At 47.0% G+C, this 17721-nt stretch carries 13 protein-coding genes and 1 CRISPR repeat array; of the genes, 1 reads left to right on the top strand and 12 read right to left on the bottom strand.

All coding sequences use genetic code 11. The annotated features are described in order from the left end of the window. Nucleotides 1-204: 204 nt before the first annotated feature. The 6 genes from DW677_RS10105 to DW677_RS10080 form a co-directional block, all read right to left on the bottom strand. A complete protein-coding gene (locus tag DW677_RS10105) occupies nucleotides 205-2358 on the bottom strand; it encodes an ATP-binding protein (protein ID WP_117567110.1) in 2154 nt (717 codons plus the stop codon). A gap of 9 nt (nucleotides 2359-2367) precedes the next feature. Continuing rightward, entirely contained in the window at nucleotides 2368-3060 is a 693-nt protein-coding gene (locus DW677_RS10100; protein ID WP_117469574.1) for a response regulator transcription factor, read from the bottom strand. Between the two features lie 102 nt (nucleotides 3061-3162). Continuing rightward, nucleotides 3163-4464: a citrate:proton symporter gene (locus DW677_RS10095; protein WP_117471798.1), complete on the bottom strand. Its 1302-nt coding sequence runs from the start codon at nucleotides 4462-4464 to the stop codon at nucleotides 3163-3165. Nucleotides 4465-4560: 96 nt separating this feature from the next. After that, on the bottom strand, nucleotides 4561-5745 hold the full coding sequence (locus DW677_RS10090; protein WP_117567109.1) for a M20 family metallopeptidase: 1185 nt from the start codon (nucleotides 5743-5745) through the stop codon (nucleotides 4561-4563). Then, nucleotides 5742-7490, bottom strand: a complete 1749-nt coding sequence (locus tag DW677_RS10085) for a M28 family peptidase (protein WP_117567107.1) — start codon at nucleotides 7488-7490, stop codon at nucleotides 5742-5744. Before DW677_RS10085 ends, DW677_RS10090 begins: the two co-directional genes overlap by 4 nt. An 18-nt stretch (nucleotides 7491-7508) precedes the next feature. After that, nucleotides 7509-8903, bottom strand: a complete 1395-nt coding sequence (locus DW677_RS10080) for a TIGR00366 family protein (protein ID WP_117567105.1) — start codon at nucleotides 8901-8903, stop codon at nucleotides 7509-7511. Between the two features lie 177 nt (nucleotides 8904-9080). Between DW677_RS10080 and DW677_RS10075 the strand changes: the two genes are divergently transcribed. Continuing rightward, the gene (locus DW677_RS10075) at nucleotides 9081-9968 is read left to right on the top strand and encodes a LysR family transcriptional regulator (RefSeq protein WP_165859938.1); all 888 of its coding nucleotides are present in this window, start codon (nucleotides 9081-9083) and stop codon (nucleotides 9966-9968) included. Between the two features lie 194 nt (nucleotides 9969-10162). Continuing rightward, nucleotides 10163-12118: direct repeats of the CRISPR family, unit length 32 nt; unit sequence ATTTCAATCCACGCCTCCGCGAGGGAGGCGAC. 182 nt (nucleotides 12119-12300) lie between these two features. On the opposite strand, the gene cas2 is transcribed toward DW677_RS10075, so the two are convergent. The 6 genes from cas2 to cas5c are packed head-to-tail and all read right to left on the bottom strand — an operon-like array spanning nucleotide 12301 to nucleotide 17604. Further along, nucleotides 12301-12591, bottom strand: a complete 291-nt coding sequence (cas2, locus tag DW677_RS10070) for a CRISPR-associated endonuclease Cas2 (protein WP_117567102.1) — start codon at nucleotides 12589-12591, stop codon at nucleotides 12301-12303. Nucleotides 12592-12601: 10 nt separating this feature from the next. Continuing rightward, nucleotides 12602-13633 (bottom strand): type I-C CRISPR-associated endonuclease Cas1c, encoded by a 1032-nt coding sequence (gene cas1c / locus DW677_RS10065; RefSeq protein ID WP_117567100.1) that lies wholly within the window; start codon nucleotides 13631-13633, stop codon nucleotides 12602-12604. Next, nucleotides 13630-14295 carry a CRISPR-associated protein Cas4 gene (cas4, locus tag DW677_RS10060; RefSeq protein WP_117567099.1) on the bottom strand — a complete coding sequence of 222 codons (666 nt, stop codon included), beginning with the start codon at nucleotides 14293-14295 and terminating at the stop codon, nucleotides 13630-13632. The genes cas1c and cas4 overlap by 4 nt, the downstream gene beginning before the upstream one ends. Further along, nucleotides 14292-15206: a type I-C CRISPR-associated protein Cas7/Csd2 gene (gene cas7c / locus DW677_RS10055; protein ID WP_117567097.1), complete on the bottom strand. Its 915-nt coding sequence runs from the start codon at nucleotides 15204-15206 to the stop codon at nucleotides 14292-14294. Before cas7c ends, cas4 begins: the two co-directional genes overlap by 4 nt. Continuing rightward, nucleotides 15203-16951 carry a type I-C CRISPR-associated protein Cas8c/Csd1 gene (gene cas8c / locus DW677_RS10050; protein ID WP_117567095.1) on the bottom strand — a complete coding sequence of 583 codons (1749 nt, stop codon included), beginning with the start codon at nucleotides 16949-16951 and terminating at the stop codon, nucleotides 15203-15205. Before cas8c ends, cas7c begins: the two co-directional genes overlap by 4 nt. Then, entirely contained in the window at nucleotides 16948-17604 is a 657-nt protein-coding gene (gene cas5c, locus DW677_RS10045; protein WP_117567115.1) for a type I-C CRISPR-associated protein Cas5c, read from the bottom strand. Before cas5c ends, cas8c begins: the two co-directional genes overlap by 4 nt. Nucleotides 17605-17721: the final 117 nt, after the last annotated feature.

The following is a 17721-nucleotide window of genomic DNA, read 5'->3' as shown; positions in this document are numbered from 1 at the left end:
TCGGGATAATCTTTTACATCAAACCATAAAGCTTCTTAAGTGTTTCTTCATCATCTTTGAATGTGAAGTCGATCTGCGAGATGAGAATAGGGTTGAGGTCTGCGGTTGCCTTTTCGATTGCTTCCTTTTTCATTGAGGTGGGATACTTCCTGCAACGGAGTCAGGTCCTGCCGCTCCCGTTTTCCACAATGGATTCTTCTCTGTTTACCCTTCAAACATCTCCGCAAATTCCTCCGCAAACTCATCTTTCAGCATAAACCGGTCGATCATGCCGTTATTCAGGTACCATTCGAAATCGGCTCCTCCCTGTTCCGCGATGAGGATCAGGCGAATTTCCGGATTGATGCGGCGAACCACCTCACACAGCTCGATTCCGTTCATGGTCGGCAGTGTGTACTCCGCGATCAGAAGATCATAGGCTGACGGATCTTTCTGGACCCGGTCGATAAGGGCCGCCGGGTGTGCGTACAGATCCACTGTCTTCCGGCTGTGAGATGCGGCCGCTTTCCAGGTCTTTGCAGATTCTTCGCCGGATACAATGGCGATCTTTTGTACATGCTTCAGCCGTTTCCGGCCGTCAGCCTCCACTTCCGGGCCGTTCTGCGGGATCTCAATGACAAATGTTGTTCCCTCACCCGCTTTGCTCTCTACACAGATCGTTCCACCGACCGATGTCACCATATTCCGAACCACCGAAAGACCGAGTCCGGTACCCTGTCTCGATCCTTTTGTTGTGTAGAACGGTTCAAAGATCTTCTGCATGGCATCATCTCCGATTCCGCAGCCGGTATCAGATACCAGCAGGCGGATCGCATCATTCCCTTTTGCCGCCAGCCGGATCCACAACTCCTTTCTCTCGGTCTTTTCCATAGCCTGAAACGCGTTTTTGCAGAGATTCATCAAAATGTGCTCCGCCATCCGTCTGCGTCCCAACACATATAGCGGTTCCTCCGTGATCTCTGTTTTCAACGTGATCGCCGCCGGGGCAAGCTGTCGCACGATGGATACCGCATTCCTGACTTCTTCCGTAAAGTTCAGTGGTTCCAGCCGCACACCGGTATCCTGTCTGGAAAAGGCGAGCAGTTCTTTTGACAGATTCGATGCCTGATCCACCGACTTTGTGATCTCATGGATCATCTCCTGATTTTCGGAAGAGATGGATTCATCATTTTCAAGAAGCTCCGCATAGATCAGCACCGGTGTCAGATAATTGTTGAATTCATGCGCAATGTGGCTCGCCATCATTCCCAGCGACTGGATTCGCTGGTAATGCCGGATCTCGTTGTTTTTCTGGACGAGCATCTCCATTCCATGATTGATCTCTTTTAGATACGTGATCTCCTTTTGCTGGGATTCCGCCAGAAAACGGTTTCTCAGGAAAAATACCATGATCACCGCAAGGATCAGCATGTACAGGATCATCACGCCGATCAGCATGGTCATCATGCTCTCAAGCGGTCCCGAAAGTTCATGGACCGGCAGTGTGGAATTGACGATCCAGCGTTCTCCCTGAATCGAGATCGCCTGAAACGCAACGACGCGGCGGACTCTTTTTAATTCAGGATCATCCCATACATATGTATCGATCACACCGGTTCCGGAGTTCTCATTTTCCTGCCTCATGATCCAGGCATTCAGGCTGCTCATGTCAAGATATGGATACCTCTCAATACGTCCATCCACCGCTTCAAGACCGATCTGGTTCTTTACATGGTGCATGATGATGTTCATATTCTGGTCTTTGACGCTGGAATATCCGGCTTCTCCGATCTTTACCGGCGCGACGATCTTCTCATACAGCGCTCCAAGGTCCATGGCAAATGTGAGCATATAGACCTCAGATCCGACAGGGACATTCTTCTCAATATAAAGCTCATACCATCCCGTCTGATCCGATATTTCCTTTCCCGTGATCTCTGCAGGATGATTTCCGTCCTGCGAAGCCACTGCTTTCACTTCTCCGTCCGCAGATTCCCGAAACGTCTTTTTCCCCGGTTCATACCGGAATTTTGTTCCATCCGGTTCCGTTACAGTAATCCAGTTATAGACCCCTACATTTTCCTTTAAAAAGTAAGCTGTCCTCGCATTGATTCCGCCATACTCCGCCCAGACATTTTCCGGCATTCCTTCCTGGGAATAAAACAGGTCAATCTCCTCAAGCTGCTGTTCCATGTAGGAATTGAGGTTATTTCCGACGATTCCCGCCATGGTTAAAAGCTGACTTTCCTCCGTCCGGATCACCTGCTCCCGGTATTGACTGTAAAGCCGGGAACCTGCAAATATCACAACCACTGATAAAATGATCAACAGACTGACCGCCACCAGTCTTGATTTCCTTTTATTTAAAAATTCTTCCATTTTTTATTCCTACACATTCAGCATATATCCGATTCCACGTACCGTCTTCAGATACCGGGGCTGCTTCGGGTCATCCTCGATCTTGTTCCGGATCCGTTTCACATAGACGGTGATGGTATTGTCATCCACCACCGCCTCATTCCATACCTGGGTATAAAGCTGTTCCTTCGTAAACACCTGTCCCGGATGCTCCATCAAGAATCGGAACAGGGTCATCTCTCTGGCAGTAAAATTTAACGGCTCACCGTTTTTCAGGCACTCCATCTTTAAGGTATCTACCGTAAACGGACCCTTACGGATCCCGGTGTCTCCGGATGCTCCCTGGCTGTAGATCTGACTTCTGCGGATCAGCGCCTTTGCTGTCTGGATCAGGATCGCAGTATGAAACGGCTTTGTCAGATAACTGTCCGCGCCAAAGCCGAGCCCCAGCACCTGATCCATCTCATCGGATTTTCCCGACAGCATCATGACCGGCGTGTGGTCTCCAGCGGCGCGCATTGCCTGCAGCACATCATAACCACCCACATGTTCCATCATTACGTCCAGGATCACCAGATGGAACTGTTGTTTCTTTAAAAGCTCCAGAGCCTCACTTCCATCGGCTGCCTCCGTCACCTGCATTCCTTCACGGGTCAGGGCGGTCCGCACAGCCAGCCGGATCGCACGCTCATCGTCCACCAGTAGGATCTTTTCTGTATTCATAACCTTACTCCTGCGTCATTTTTCTTTCATTATAGCAAAAAATCCCGTTCTGCGGTACAAGATCCGTACTGCAGAACAGGATTTTCATTCGTCATGTATCGTTTAGATGGCAACAATGCCAAGAATCACACCGAATACCAGCATGATAAGGCTGATAATGTAGTACGGCGGAATGCTGAATTTCATATGATCTTTCAGCTCTGTTCCTGTCAGACCGATCGCGAGGTAAGTTGCCGGTACTAACGGGCTTACCATTAACGCAAGGTTCTTACCGATCAGCATGGTCAGGGCAGTATTCAGGGAAGCCACGCCATAGGTCTCGCCTACCTGCATAACTAATGGCATGATGCCATAGAAGTATGCGTCTGTTCCAACGCAGAGACCAAGCGGAAGCGCCAGAATACCAAAGATGATGTGAACGTACTTTCCAAGAGCTGCCGGAATGATCGCCATGATCGCATTTGCCATTGCTTCCAGCATACCGGTTCCGTCGAAGACACCTACCATAGCACCTGCGGCAAACAGTGTTGCGGAAATGATCAGGGCTGCCGGAGCGTGCTTCTTGATCAGCTTGTCCTGAGTCTTCTGGTTCGGGTAGTTGACAGCCAGAAGGATGCAAAGACCAAGCATGAAGATCACATAGGATTTACCGATACCTGTGGATAACAGGGCAATCACACCTACTGTAAGTAAGAAGTTGAAGATCAGATAAGCGTTGGATTTTCTTAAATCAGCTGCCTCTTTCTTCTCTTTCTCATCGGACTCCACCTCTACGCCCTTTCCAGCGCCGGCACCATGCTTGATGGCTAACATGCCGAGGAGTACAGCAAGAATGATGTTCATCATCAGGCCAACAACCTGAAGCGGGATCAGCATGTGCCATAACTCAGTGGCATCCATAGCGAGTACAGTAGCCGCTCTCGCTGTCGGGCCGCCCCACGGAAGCAGGTTCATAACGCCCATGCAGGCACCTGTCAGGCAGAGAAGGATACGGGAGTCAATGTTCATCTTCTTATATACCGGGTACATCGCCGGGATCGTAATGAGAACGGTAACAGCCGTAGTACCGTCCAGATGAGCGATCGTTGCGATCAGCGCTGTAACTACAGTGACCGCAATTACATTGTTTCCGGCTTTTTTTACCAGCCAGCCTACGATAACATCAAAGAGTCCGGTGTCTGCCAGAACACCAAAATAAATTACTGAAAAGATAAATAAGATACCATTGCTTGTGGTGGTTTTGATTCCATCCGCAATGAAGTCCATGACCTCCACCGGGGAGAAGCCGAGGATCAGGGCTGCAATGACCGGAATCACCGCAAGTACCACGATCGGAGACATTTTGCCCTTTAAAAGCAGTGCTACGATCGCGATGATCATCAGAAAACCAATAGCTGCTGTCATAATCATCTTCCTTTCTGGATATTTGTTAAATTCCTTACAGATTCATATTTTACAGACAGCAGTTTAATTGTTCATGACTGGAAAATGACAATTTTGTCATATTTTTGCGATTTCTTCCTGTTTCCGCTTCCGAAACTCCTCTTTGATCTGTTCCAAAAGCTCTGGTCTTTCAATCATGTCGATGCATGTTCCCGCAAGGATCTCCGAACCGGACCGGATCGCTTCATGAGCCCGCTCCGTCTTTCCCGCATCGAGATATTCCTGCGAATGCGCCGCGGTACCCTCTGGCACAAACGCTGTGCGGATGCAGCATCCGGGCACATCATACATAACATTTCCAAAGTCCGTGGAGCCCGTCTTTTCACGCGGTCCGGCGAGCTGTGGTGCCTCAAATTTTCTGGCATTTTCCATGATCAGGTCATTCAGGGTCAGACACGGGATCTTTGCCTGAAACGGATAGCTTCTCTCTATCTCACAGGTCGTTCCCGTCATCAGGCACGCACCCTTTATGATGTCCTGAAATCTCGGAACAATGACCTTCTCTAAGTAATCCGTACTATAAGAGCGAAGTGTATACTCTGCCTTTGCCGTTCCCGGAACGATGTTCGATGGACCGCCGGCATCAAGAACCGTGTAATGCATTCTGGAATCCTCAAGAACATGTTCCCTCATAAACTCGATCCCCTGAAAGGAAAGAAGCGCGGCATCAAAGGCACTCTTCCCTTTGTGCGGGCTCATGGCGGCATGAGCTTCTACCCCATGGAAGGTAACGTAAAAGCACTCAAGTGCCATACAGCGGACATCGACACAGGTATTGGGGGCTGCATGCATCATGAGCGCAAGATCGATATCCTGAAAACACCCTTTCTCCTTCATAATGATCTTTCCGCCGATCGTCTCCTCCGCCGGTGTCCCGTAGATCACGATCTTATAGGGCTGATCCTTACAGAGATCCCGGAGTGCCAGGGCCGCTCCGATCACAGACGGTCCCTGCATGTGATGACCGCAGGCATGACCGATCCCTTTCAGTGCGTCGTACTCTGCGAGAAATCCAAAGGAAGGACCTCCGTTTCCCTGTTCATAGACAGCACGGAAAGCAGTCGGGAGATCTGCGATCCCGCGCTCGATCTGAAATCCTTTTTTTTCCAGATAATCTGTAAGGATCGCACTGGAGCGGACTTCCTCAAGTCCCGGCTCCGCCAGATCATAAATCCTGTCTGCCATTTTGGTAAGCTCTGCCATGTAAGGCGCAACGGCCTGCTTTATTGTTTCTTTCTTCATATCTCCATTCTCCTGTCACAATTTCGTGAAGATCCAAAGCGATCCGATCCATTCCTGAATTCCAGATCGATCTCTTTCAGCAGTTTTCTAAGCTCCGTCACCATCCGGTTTCTCTGTCTCACGAATGTTGTCTGATAGAACAGGCTCCAATCCGCGGGACTGTTTTCAGGGAGTGCCTTCGCGGAAGCTTTAAGAAGCTGCAGCGGACCATATGCAAAAGAAGTATCCTGTTCATACGCGGAGCCTGTGGAGTGCATAAGACGGCTGAAAACTCCTCCGACGAGACGGCAAAGGCGGTTATGTTCTTCGATCTTCTCCGTTCCCCATATATGTTCAAGCGTTTCACAACGATCCAGAACCTCTTTTAGAAGTGTTTCGATCTCATCCGCCGCCTGTTCATGCTCCTCTGAATTTTTTAACGTCTCAAAGTATGGGAGCCAGGTTTTTGCATAGCTGCTATAATCGGCAGGAAGCTTCTCCTTCGAGAGGAGTTCATACAACAGAACGCCCACGACTCTTCCGTCCCGCAAAAGCCCGTCAAGATCGATCTTGTCAAAGGTATCGTCGATCGTATGCCACCAGTACACGCCGGGACCCGGAGCATCCGAGTGTTTTCGTTCTTTTTTCGCCTCATAACGGGGATTGATGTGATATGGGATCTCTGCGCCCCAGAGCGACTGGTCCGCTCCCCGCCCGATACGCCCAAACATCATTTCCGCCGCCGGATCTACCTTCCGCACCTGCTCTTTCAGCCATTCCTCGCCCTCAAGCCCCGCTGTCCGGATCGCAAGCGTATGGTCTGCTCCTTTTGATCCCAGAAGATCAAGATTCAGGTGAGCGATGCAGTACTCCTCAAGCTCATCCCAGTGGTGATCACAATACCAGGTGGATCCCATATAGCGCCCATTGGAATGTCCCGGCCACCAGGCGATCCGCAGGGAATAGAAAAGCTCATCCTGATGTTCTTTCATATAACAGGCAAGCTCCAGAGCCAGCGCATTTGCCGTGCAGTTGTCAAAAGCGCCACGGTACCAGGTATCATAGTGACCGGAGAGCAGGACAAAATCCCTGCTCTTTCCCGGGATCTCGGCGATCGGCAGCGCGACGTTTTTTACGCATGTGTCCACCTCGCTGGAAAGCTGCGCAAAAAGCTGTTTTCCTTCTGCCTCATATATTTTCAGCTTCCGGATCAGTTTCTCCCCGCAGGGCTTTGAGACGGCAACCACCGGCATCCGTAACTGGAACAGAGATGAGTCCATATCCGGAGTTCCCCAGACAGGGCTTACCGTGTCCTCATGGACCGCGTCCTCGTCGGAGGTCCAGATCTGGATCCACCCAGCCGCTCCATGCTGCTCCAGCAATTTTGCATAACGCTCATCAAATCCGTACCCGAGGACAAGCTTTCCGGCAACTGTTTCCATAAACCGTTTCTGATCTGAAAGGGAGACTTCCGTTTTTGTTCCGGAATCGTAGATCAGTGGGATCTCGATCCTCCCTTTTGTGCTCTCCGAGAAAGACCTTGGACGGCATGGGAACTCCTCACCATCTGCGATAAGGACACTGCTCACCGGATTGCTCAGATAAGCCGGAAAATCCTCCTCATGGCAGGAGATCCCGGATTTTTCCAATACATCAAGAATATACTCGACCGCGCGATACGCCTCCGGTTCACCAGAGAGCTTATCGAACGAACAAAGGTACTCCAGATGTTCTCTTAAACGCTCCTTCACTTCAAAATCCTGCATCTTCTCTTTTCCTCCGTCTTAATAGCCGATCATGAGTGCCCCAAGCATGAACAGACATCCGAAGAATGTCCAGATCAGGAATAACGGCATCATGAATTTTAACCATTTAACATACGGGATCTTCGAAACGACGAGATAACCCATCAGCGCAGAGGATGTCGGAAGAACAGAGTTTGAAAATCCGTCTCCCAGCTGGAACGCAAGGACGGCTGTCTGTCTCGTAATACCGATCAGATCCGCAACCGGTACCATAAGAGGCATGGTAACCGCGGCCTGTCCGGTACCGGAGGTGATCACACAGTTGACAAGTGACTGTGCAAGGAACATTCCGATGGCTTTTAAGGACTGCGGAAGAATGTTTACGATACTTGCGATCGCATGGACGATGGTGTCAAGGATCATCGCGTCAAATAATGCAAGCTCAACACCGCGGGCAATACCAACGATCAGAGCTCCCACAACGATTCCCTTCGCTCCGTTTCCGAACGTAGCGGCGATCTTGTTTGGGCTATAGCGGTTCACGATACCGCAGAGCACACCCATCGCGATAAAGATCGCAGACATCTCCTCAAAATACCATCCGAGCTTACTGAGTCCATAGATCAGGACCGCAAAGCCGGCTACGATCACTACCAGAGTCAGACCATGGGTCAGGTTCAGCGCTTCTTCTGTATCATCGAAAGTAAATTCCTGGTCCTCAGGCTCTCCGTAAATGATGCTCTTTGTCGGGTCCGCTTTCACGCGCTTTGCGTACCAGGTAATGTAGACCGTATCGATCACCAGAAGAACTCCGAGAATAAAAATGCGGTATCCCATACCGGAAAACATCGGGATCTCCGCAATATCCTGAGCAACACCGACATTGAAGGGATTCAGGATTCCGGCTGTAAATCCGGATGCGGCGCCCATAGCAATCATTGCGGTACCTGTCACTTTGTCAAGTCCCAGAGATGCCGCAAGGGCAATTCCGATCGGCACAAAGATCATGACCTCGGCAGACATTCCCATCGTTGTTCCAAAAACAGAAAATAACAGCAGAAATGCAGGGATCACAAAATACTCGCGGCCGCGGAAGGCTTTCGCCATCTTCTTACAGAGAACTGTGAGGATCCCTGTGGATGTGATGATCTCAAAAGAGCCGCCGATAATAAGGATAAACGTAACTGTGCTTGCCGCCTTTACGATCGCCCTGTAGATCAGTGCCGGAACGGTTAAAAAGCTTACCGGATGAGATTCGACATAATGGAAGCTCCCCGCTTCCACGAGGGTTCTGTTTGTCGCCTCATCCGTATACCGGGTATACTCTCCGGCAGGCACAACATAAGTGGCTGCGACTGCCAGAAGAATCAGCGCTACAAGGATCACAAATGTGTGCGGCGCCTGAAAAGGCTTTTTTTCTTTTAATGGTTTCATACTTCCAATCCTTCCTTGATTTGTTTTCTTTCTTAGACTATAATCAAGATATAAAATTAAAGCAAGTTTAATATTTTTATTGTTTTATTTAATATTGTTTATTTTTATGCGAAATTGCAAATATTTATTCAGGGAAAGGACCAGCGAAACGCCATGGATATGCGGGAACAGCTCTATATGCTTGAAATTGAAAAACACAGGGGAATTAAGGATGCGGCGCAAGCCCTGCATATCTCTCCGCCTGCCCTCAGCATATTTTTAGGAAATCTTGAAGAACGCACCGGGACAAGATTTTTCGACCGGATCGGGAAACAGTTTGTCCCAACCGAGGCCGGAAAGATCTATTTGGAACATGCAAAAGAGATGATAAAAATAGAAGCCCATTATGAAAATGAGCTTCAAAAATACATGGGTGGCTCTTCGGGAACGATCCGTTTCGGAATCCATCCCAGAAGAACACTTTATCTTCTTGCGAAGGCACTGCCTGTTTTTTCCGCCCGCTATCCGGATGTGAAGCTGGTCCCATACGAGGAATCTACTGAGCAGATGATCCGGCATCTGCTTGCCGGAGAGCTTGATTTTGCCATCGTAAACGAATCCTCCAGCCATCCGCTGCTGGAATACCGTCCTCTCTATAAGGACTATATGGTCGCTGTTGTCTCCGCCGATCACCCACTGTGCGCGGGCGCGGCAAAGAAAAGCCGGAAAGATCCATGTCCAAGGATCGATCTCAAACAATTTAACGGGGAACGTTTTATCCTGCAAAAGCCGGAGCAGTCCTCCAGACACTACACAGACCTTGCCATTGCTTATGATCACGCTGAACCGGGACAGGTCTTTCTCCTTGAAAATCTTGAATCTGCCTGTCAGCTCGCAGCAGAAGGCTATGGAATCGCATTCAACTTCTACCAGTACATGAAAAATTTCCGCTATCCCAAGCCTGTCCGCTGCTTCCGGATTGGAAATCCAGCTGATACTACCAGCTACTCCATCGTTACGCTGAAAGGAAAACAGACACTTCCGGCGATGGAGGAGCTGATCCGGCTGCTGCGGGAGTCCGCGTGAGGGCTATTGATTGTTCATAAGCATAAAAGAGTGGATAGTGCCCCGTTCAACTACGGCAGGCAAAATGCCCAACACATAGCGGCTGCATCTATCCACTCATATTATAAGTATATGAAAAATAGCGGGGAATTGCAATGGGGGGGATGGATTTTTTGATTCACACCTCTGCAAGATGATAGCGATTTGTGACACATATTTCAATCCACGCCTCCGCGGGGAGGCGACGTTGAACAAGCAGGAGATAAGGCTTTCGTTGGACGGATTTCAATCCACGCCTCCGCGAGGGAGGCGACCGGCCTTCCCGTTTTTCGAGGCAGCAGTCCGCGATATTTCAATCCACGCCTCCGCGAGGAGGCGACAGTCTCCTAAGAAGTTATGACCGTTTTTTGAATGATTTCAATCCACGCCTCCGCGAGGGAGGCGACCCATCCGGTAAGCAGTAAACTTCTATTCCATCTTATTTCAATCCACGCCTCCGCGAGGGAGGCGACCAGATACGGTATTATTAAGTGGATGGAATTTTATATTTCAATCCACGCCTCCGCGAGGGAGGCGACGATAAGGAGCATTTATGACTTGTGTTGTTTTGTGCATTTCAATCCACGCCTCCGCGAGGGAGGCGACATCACGGACTTTCTCACTTCGTCCCATCTCTCACGATTTCAATCCACGCCTCCGCGAGGGAGGTGACAGGCTTCCTCTCGCGATTCTCTTGGAATCTTGTCATTTCAATCCACGCCTCCGCGAGGGAGGCGACTCCTGTATGCCGTTCTCCTGCGGCTCTGTGCCGTATATTTCAATCCACGCCTCCGCGAGGGAGGCGACAATATTCCCTCACATCCTCCGGGGTGGGTGGCGCATTTCAATCCACGCCTCCGCGAGGGAGGCGACCTGTTGCGAGGAGTATAAGGAGAATACCAATCCATTTCAATCCACGCCTCCGCGAGGGAGGCGACTTTGACGAACTTCTGAACTCCAAAGGGGCATCTGAGATTTCAATCCACGCCTCCGCGAGGGAGGCGACCGTATAAAGTTTCCTCTTCAACGCAATCAACGATTATTTCAATCCACGCCTCCGCGAGGGAGGCGACTAACACAGATTATGAGCAGTATGTTATCATTGATATTTCAATCCACGCCTCCGCGAGGGAGGCGACCTCCAACCACATCATTATAAACCTTCCCACCATATATTTCAATCCACGCCTCCGCGAGGGAGGCGACAAAGGAGAATATGCCTCCGACTTTACAGAAGTAATTTCAATCCACGCCTCCGCGAGGGAGGCGACGGAAGCTGAACGGCGTTGATCGTTTGCAGAAAGTAAATTTCAATCCACGCCTCCGCGAGGGAGGCGACCTCTTCGGCCGGCGTATATCCACCGATCTTCGTGATTTCAATCCACGCCTCCGCGAGGGAGGCGACTTTCGCGAAGAAAGCAATCGCGGCCTTTAACCAGGCATTTCAATCCACGCCTCCGCGAGGGAGGCGACGTCTTCGGCCGGCGTATATCCACCGATCTTCGTGTATTTCAATCCACGCCTCCGCGAGGGAGGCGACTCTTCCGCTTGACGAGTATATCGACATAGCAAAGATTTCAATCCACGCCTCCGCGAGGGAGGCGACGAGCATGGTTACACGCAAGCGAGTATTCCACTTACATTTCAATCCACGCCTCCGCGAGGGAGGCGACGACGGATGATCTCAATCCCTTCCTGCCGCTTAAATTTCAATCCACGCCTCCGCGAGGGAGGCGACGTGGGATTCTTGCTTTCCATACTCCTCCTTTTTAATTTCAATCCACGCCTCCGCGAGGGAGGCGACAAGACGGTCGGAGCTTATCTCCGATCGTCTGACATTTCAATCCACGCCTCCGCGAGGGAGGCGACTTACACAAGTGATCAGTTACGCACTACGTATCTATTTCAATCCACGCCTCCGCGAGGGAGGCGACAAAATGAGGGCATAGCTGATGGCGGCAGTGTTATTATTTCAATCCACGCCTCCGCGAGGGAGGCGACACCATTATCTTTTATATAAGCTACTTTAAAACTGATTTCAATCCACGCCTCCGCGAGGGAGGCGACCCTACTGTTTATAGCGATGCATTAAGCTATGGTATTTCAATCCACGCCTCCGCGAGGGAGGCGACAGCATTGATTACTAAAATCCATCTAAAACATCACATTTCCTTTCAGCATACTGTACATAAATCTCCATTCAATGTGAATTATCCATTCCAATAATCAATGTATTTCATAATTTTTGTGCATTTTTTCAGGTGCGAATCCCTTAGCATTTTCATGTATGCTTTTGGTTCGCACCGACTTGTATTTAAACGATCAGCACATCATCGGCAGCTATTCCCTTGTCAACACCGATCTGCTCCACCTTGGTTGCATATTTGTTTCCCAAGTAATAAAAACGGAGACTATCAACGCTGACATCAATAATGTCTGCAAGAAGTGATTTTAACATGATACATTGTGCGTTATCTACGATACACTCAAAAACAGAATTCTGTACGCGTCTTCCATAGTTTACACACTGCTTGGCAACTTTCCTAAGACGCGCACGCCCTGCTGCTGTTTCTGTGTTTACATCGTAGGTAATTAATACTAACATATGTCTCACCTCATTTCCATAAAAATGTTGGATAGGAATCTAAATCTCCGCGTAGATATCGTGCTAAAAGCATAGCCTGCGCATACGGAACCATTCCCCATTCTATTTTTTCATTCAAAAATGGATGGGTAATAACCTCCTTTTTCTTCTTCTGCCATTCCGTTATAAGCTTTTTTCGACAGTCATCATCCATCAAAACAGCTCCATTTTCTTTCTGTTTGAAGTCTTTTCCTGTTACGATTTTTTTGTTGATCAAGGATAAAACAAATCGATCTGCTACTACAGGGCGTAATTCTTCAATCAGATCAAGCGACAGTGATGCTCTTCCCGGACGATCGGTATGTAGATATCCAACACACGGATCCAATCCAACACTTTCCAATGCTGCCGTGATATTATTTGTCAATAATGTATACACAAACGACAACAACGCATTTACATTATCCATAGGTGGCCGCTTACTTCGTTCATGAAAGAAAAAGTCCTTTTTCTGCTGCAAAATCAGTTCGTCAAATACTCCAAAATATATACTGGCAGCCTCACCTTCATATCCCCGAAGCTGTTCTCTTGAAATACTGTCCTGAATTCGACTAAGCGCCTCCTTCAATTGAAATGAAGCTTTTTTCAATCGTTCCGTATCAACCTGAAGCGGATGATCTCGCAATGCCCGCTCAATGACCCAACGGGCATTGTATACTTTTCCGGTTATACAATTTTTTGCGATCTCCAATCCTATCTTCTCTGTTTTACTGCTCATATACTGCTGTTCCCGTAAAAGTACATTTCCATGAACTCTTCCCGTTACACGTGCCAGAAATTTTCCCTGTGGTGTCATATAGCACAAAGAAATATTTCTGTCTGCACATGCACCCATAAGCGCCGGACTCGTGCCGCGATATCCAAATGAGACAATTCCTTCAAGATTATGCAGAGGCAGCCGACCGAGTTCATCCTGATGCTCATAAATGACGACATTTTCACCATCCAGTGCCAGATAACTGTTCTCAGACGTTACATACAATGTATTCAGCAGTTTTTTCATTCTTCTTCCTCCGTAAGTCTCTTTGAAATATATTCCTTTACACTTCCGGAACGATTCATTTTGGGAAGACAGATATCTTTTAAGGAACACGACTGGCATGCCTTACTGTACTTTGATTTTGGCGTATAGCCTCTTTGATAGTACTGATGCATCTCCAAAAACATATCCTGTACTTCAGTCCGAAGTTCCTGTGTGATCTTGACGATCTCACGCCGCCTGGTTTCTCCATAAAAAAGTGCGCCTTCCGGAATTTCTGTCGAAAACATCTCTTCCAGACACATCGCCTGTGCTGTAAGCTGCAAAATATCCTCTTCCGTATGTTTCGGTCTGCCTTTTTTGTATTCTATCGGATGTATTGAATACAATCCTCTATGACCGTGCAAACTTACACCGTCCTCACACTTATGAAACTCAACGACATCACATTCACCGGTCACACCCATTTCCTTAGAGTGCACAGGAAGGGCTCGTACATAAATTACATCCTTTCTTTTCTCTGTCAGATATGGATCATGTGCTTTTTTGTGCATCAATTCACCAATTACTGTATGCTCATTTTCTGCCCATTGATGCTCAATATGAATAAATGCCCATTGCCTTCTGCAGAATTTGAAATGCTGAATTCCTGATATCATCAAATAGTCATCTTCAGAATAACTCATTCAATCATCCTTTTCACTTCAACAGATTCAGGTATTTGTTCTTCGTGAATAGTAACCTCATAATCACGATAATTTCTCGGATACATGACATCATTCTTTCTTGTCACTTCCACTGCGCCAAATAATTTATATGCCGGGCAATCTCCTAATTCTTTACTGTGTTTAAATACGATCAATTCACGAACAGCCATTTTTCCTCTTGCGGCCGAATGATCATTTTCAAACATATTTATAATTGCTTCCCATAAAAGTTCTAAATCTTCCTCAGAAAATCCCGTCACTTTTCGTGCCAGATTTGCCGATATATAACCCTCTGCCCTATAAAGTCCGTATGGCACGATGCTTTTCCGTCCCATTTCTGTTTTTTTATCCTCAGCATCTTTTTCAGTCGTAATTGCTACTCTTGTAATTGTAACCTCTTGGCTGATCACCGGGTCAATGCTTCTCGCGAATCCAATCTGAACCGGCCCTCTGACCTGTCCACAATTTAAAGAGGCTTTCATAAATGTTGTCATGACCGCACCAAAAGTACGAATATCAAAAAAGTTCTGACACATATAATCGCGAATTTTAATATCTGCATCAGGATCATTCTTCTTTAATTTTTTCAGACCTTCTGTCACCTTTTTATCATCAGTATCCGTAATTCCAAGAACCTCACAGGCTCTCCTGTCACTTCTATTTAACGGAACATCTTCTCGGATATAGATCTGGTAACCTTTCTCTCCCTCTTTTACCGTTTCCACATAATTTCGAATTTTTCGTTTCAAGCAAACGTCTGTAACAAGCCCCAAACCACTTTCCGGATCAATGCGCGGCAAATTTCCCGCATCAGGATCTCCGTTCGGATTTCCGTTTTCTACATCAAACAATATTACAAATTCATACCTGTTTTTAATCACTTCGCTCATTCCTTATCCTCCCGTTTTGTATATTTATCCTGTAACTGGTGATAATATCCTAAATCAAACATTCCCTGTTCTTCCAAAGTCAGGCGCATCGGAATTTTATTCAATTCGCCAAGGATCTCTGTCAACAGTTTTTCATAATAGACTTTTGTTCCTGTATTATCGCGCTCCAGCTTCTTAATATGACTGTTCTTCAGTCGAATCAAGATAGGAAAAACTGATGCTGGAGTCGTGCAGGCGGAATTAAAATATCTATCACGAATTGTAGAAGTAATTCCCGGATTGGCATCCTTCTGAACAAATTCAAGTACTGCAAACAAACGTCCCAGCAAATATGCCGGATCTTTACAGTTTTTATTTAATCCCATAAAATTCACTCCTTCCTTCCAATTTGTATTTCGTATTAGATATAATTTGAGAATTGCGGCACGCCCCCAGGTCATTTTTTTATCTCCCTGGTCAGCCCGAATTCGAATTAATGTGTCCGTATAAAGGCTCGCCGGATAACGTCCGCCTGCAAGTATTGCCTGCAACACCATAGATGCCATATTAGCGACAGGGTTTTTATCACGAGAATTCATATTAACGGTTTCCATTAACATCTCTCGTATTCCTATATATTCCTGCGTTTCCCATGATGGCTTTACAATTCTGGTGCGTTCATAATGTTCCGACAGATGCTCCAAAATCTTTCCAAATGAATTTTGATAGAAAAAGCGAACGGAAATTCTTGCGGCATTCGGTGCAAGACCTAAAATATAAAATTTTTGATCCGGATCCAAGCTAATGTCTTTTATTTCAATAGGCTGGTCTTTCTTTATGCATTCGAAAATCTCATATATCGTCTCCTGATTATCAATGGTTGGCTCAAGAGAAAACGAAAAAATATCCTGATAGGTCTGTTGTCCGTTATCCGCCCAATATATTACAATCGTATCACCTAACTGAAATGTATATTTTCTCTGTGCTAAAAGATAATTCAGTGCTGTTGTATAAGCAAATTCTGCATATTTTCCTACCGGAGCATTATAGCTTTGTTCTTTCCCATATGATTCGAACGCCGGAGCATTAAAAGATACCAGTGCTGCACCACTGGATTGTGCTCCGGGAACACCTTTGATTGCTCTGTGGATTCGAGATACCTTCGTCTTCACTCCGGTAACTAAGCAAGTTCCAATCGCCTCATCTTCTGTCTCGGTACCGGATATCTGCATTTGATCCCACATTGACCGGATTGCTTCATCTTCTTGAGCTTCCAACCCATTCAAAATAAAAATCAGATTGCCGCCATCTGTGATTTCTTCCCAGATTGCTGTTTGGGCTAAATCTTCCGGTAAATGCTCAGGATCCCAATTCTCAAAATATGCCCGGATCGCAGATGCCATTTCTCCTTCCACACTGCCTAACAGTTTTAAATGCTTTTCTTTCGCGACCTGAAAACAATCCAGCATTCGTTTTGAGCTTCCATCTTTATCCAGACCCAACATATATTTGGAATTATCACATAGAAAATTTGCCGCTACTCCTAAAGATCGCGTTACCATCTGGGGAACATTTCTGAAATCCGGAACCAAGACCTTTTTTTTGCCACGTTCTTCTTCCTTTTTTAAGTTTATAAAACCTCTGACCGTGCCATCTGACGCCAGATCAATTGCATATGATACTTTTGCTTCACACCAACCTTCTCTGGACACACGATTGTCTGCTGCCAGATTTTCATACTGTTTTACAAGTGCCTGAAGTATCACCGTATCACCTCGCAATTCCTTAAATCGATTATGCCATGTTTCATGACTGCGCGGAAAAACATAGGCTCTATATGATCAGGATCTGTATAATCTATGTCATATAACATAAAGCCCAAATCCTTCTCCGGAACATTTTCATAATACGAATCACATTTTTCTTCTTCCCACAAAGCAAAATTTGCCGGGAACTCCCGACAGCCAAAACATGGCATATGGTAACATTCTCCCCGTTTAAGCCTTCGCATCATAATATCCTGAAACTTGCCTGGATTGTCTGTGCTATTTGCCTTGTCAGTCATTTCAAAGTGCGCTTCGATCACATACTCTACGTCACAAAGAATCAACGAAGCCCTTTGGACAATATCCTCTTTTGTATTTATGTACAGTAGTTTATCTGCACCATTATAAACCTGCAATACATTATTGGCAGAAACTTTGCTCTTTACCTCATTTCTCCGTACACTGGTAAACCGGATTGGTTTGTTTACATAAATCTTGTCAATTACCCATCTAAGACCTGGGTGCCAGTATATTGCTTCGAGAATTCCTCGTGCTGCTGACGGTGTGATTACATCATAGCTGCAACGTTCCACCTTCATCTCCGGACGGGAAAACAAAGCGTAATCACCCCAAACCTTTACTTTTACACTCATGAATTTCATCACCTCTTCCTGTAATGCTCATGTGATTTTTGATTTTCACAATTCAAAGTATACATCGCACGTCAACGCACTAATGTTACGCATTTTGAATTTTTATCAATTATTGTC

The organism is Clostridium sp. AM25-23AC, assembly GCF_003435125.1.
GTDB classification, from domain to species: domain Bacteria; phylum Bacillota; class Clostridia; order Lachnospirales; family Lachnospiraceae; genus Pilosibacter; species Pilosibacter fragilis.
The sequence above is the reverse complement of the archived record's forward strand: the minus strand, read 5'-3'. Positions and strand labels throughout refer to the sequence as shown.

What these genes read in the sequence shown, in the direction of transcription:
- cas5c (WP_117567115.1), bottom strand. Translation starts at nt 17,604, where the DNA reads ATGAGTGTAAAAGTAAAGGTTTGGGGTGATTACGCTTTGTTTTCCCGT.
- DW677_RS10105 (WP_117567110.1), bottom strand. Translation starts at nt 2,358, where the DNA reads ATGGAAGAATTTTTAAATAAAAGGAAATCAAGACTGGTGGCGGTCAGT.
- DW677_RS10100 (WP_117469574.1), bottom strand. Translation starts at nt 3,060, where the DNA reads ATGAATACAGAAAAGATCCTACTGGTGGACGATGAGCGTGCGATCCGG.
- DW677_RS10090 (WP_117567109.1), bottom strand. Translation starts at nt 5,745, where the DNA reads ATGAAGAAAGAAACAATAAAGCAGGCCGTTGCGCCTTACATGGCAGAG.
- DW677_RS10080 (WP_117567105.1), bottom strand. Translation starts at nt 8,903, where the DNA reads ATGAAACCATTAAAAGAAAAAAAGCCTTTTCAGGCGCCGCACACATTT.
- DW677_RS10085 (WP_117567107.1), bottom strand. Translation starts at nt 7,490, where the DNA reads ATGCAGGATTTTGAAGTGAAGGAGCGTTTAAGAGAACATCTGGAGTAC.
- DW677_RS10075 (WP_165859938.1), top strand. Translation starts at nt 9,081, where the DNA reads ATGCTTGAAATTGAAAAACACAGGGGAATTAAGGATGCGGCGCAAGCC.
- cas4 (WP_117567099.1), bottom strand. Translation starts at nt 14,295, where the DNA reads ATGAGTTATTCTGAAGATGACTATTTGATGATATCAGGAATTCAGCAT.
- cas2 (WP_117567102.1), bottom strand. Translation starts at nt 12,591, where the DNA reads ATGTTAGTATTAATTACCTACGATGTAAACACAGAAACAGCAGCAGGG.
- cas7c (WP_117567097.1), bottom strand. Translation starts at nt 15,206, where the DNA reads ATGAGCGAAGTGATTAAAAACAGGTATGAATTTGTAATATTGTTTGAT.
- DW677_RS10095 (WP_117471798.1), bottom strand. Translation starts at nt 4,464, where the DNA reads ATGACAGCAGCTATTGGTTTTCTGATGATCATCGCGATCGTAGCACTG.
- cas1c (WP_117567100.1), bottom strand. Translation starts at nt 13,633, where the DNA reads ATGAAAAAACTGCTGAATACATTGTATGTAACGTCTGAGAACAGTTAT.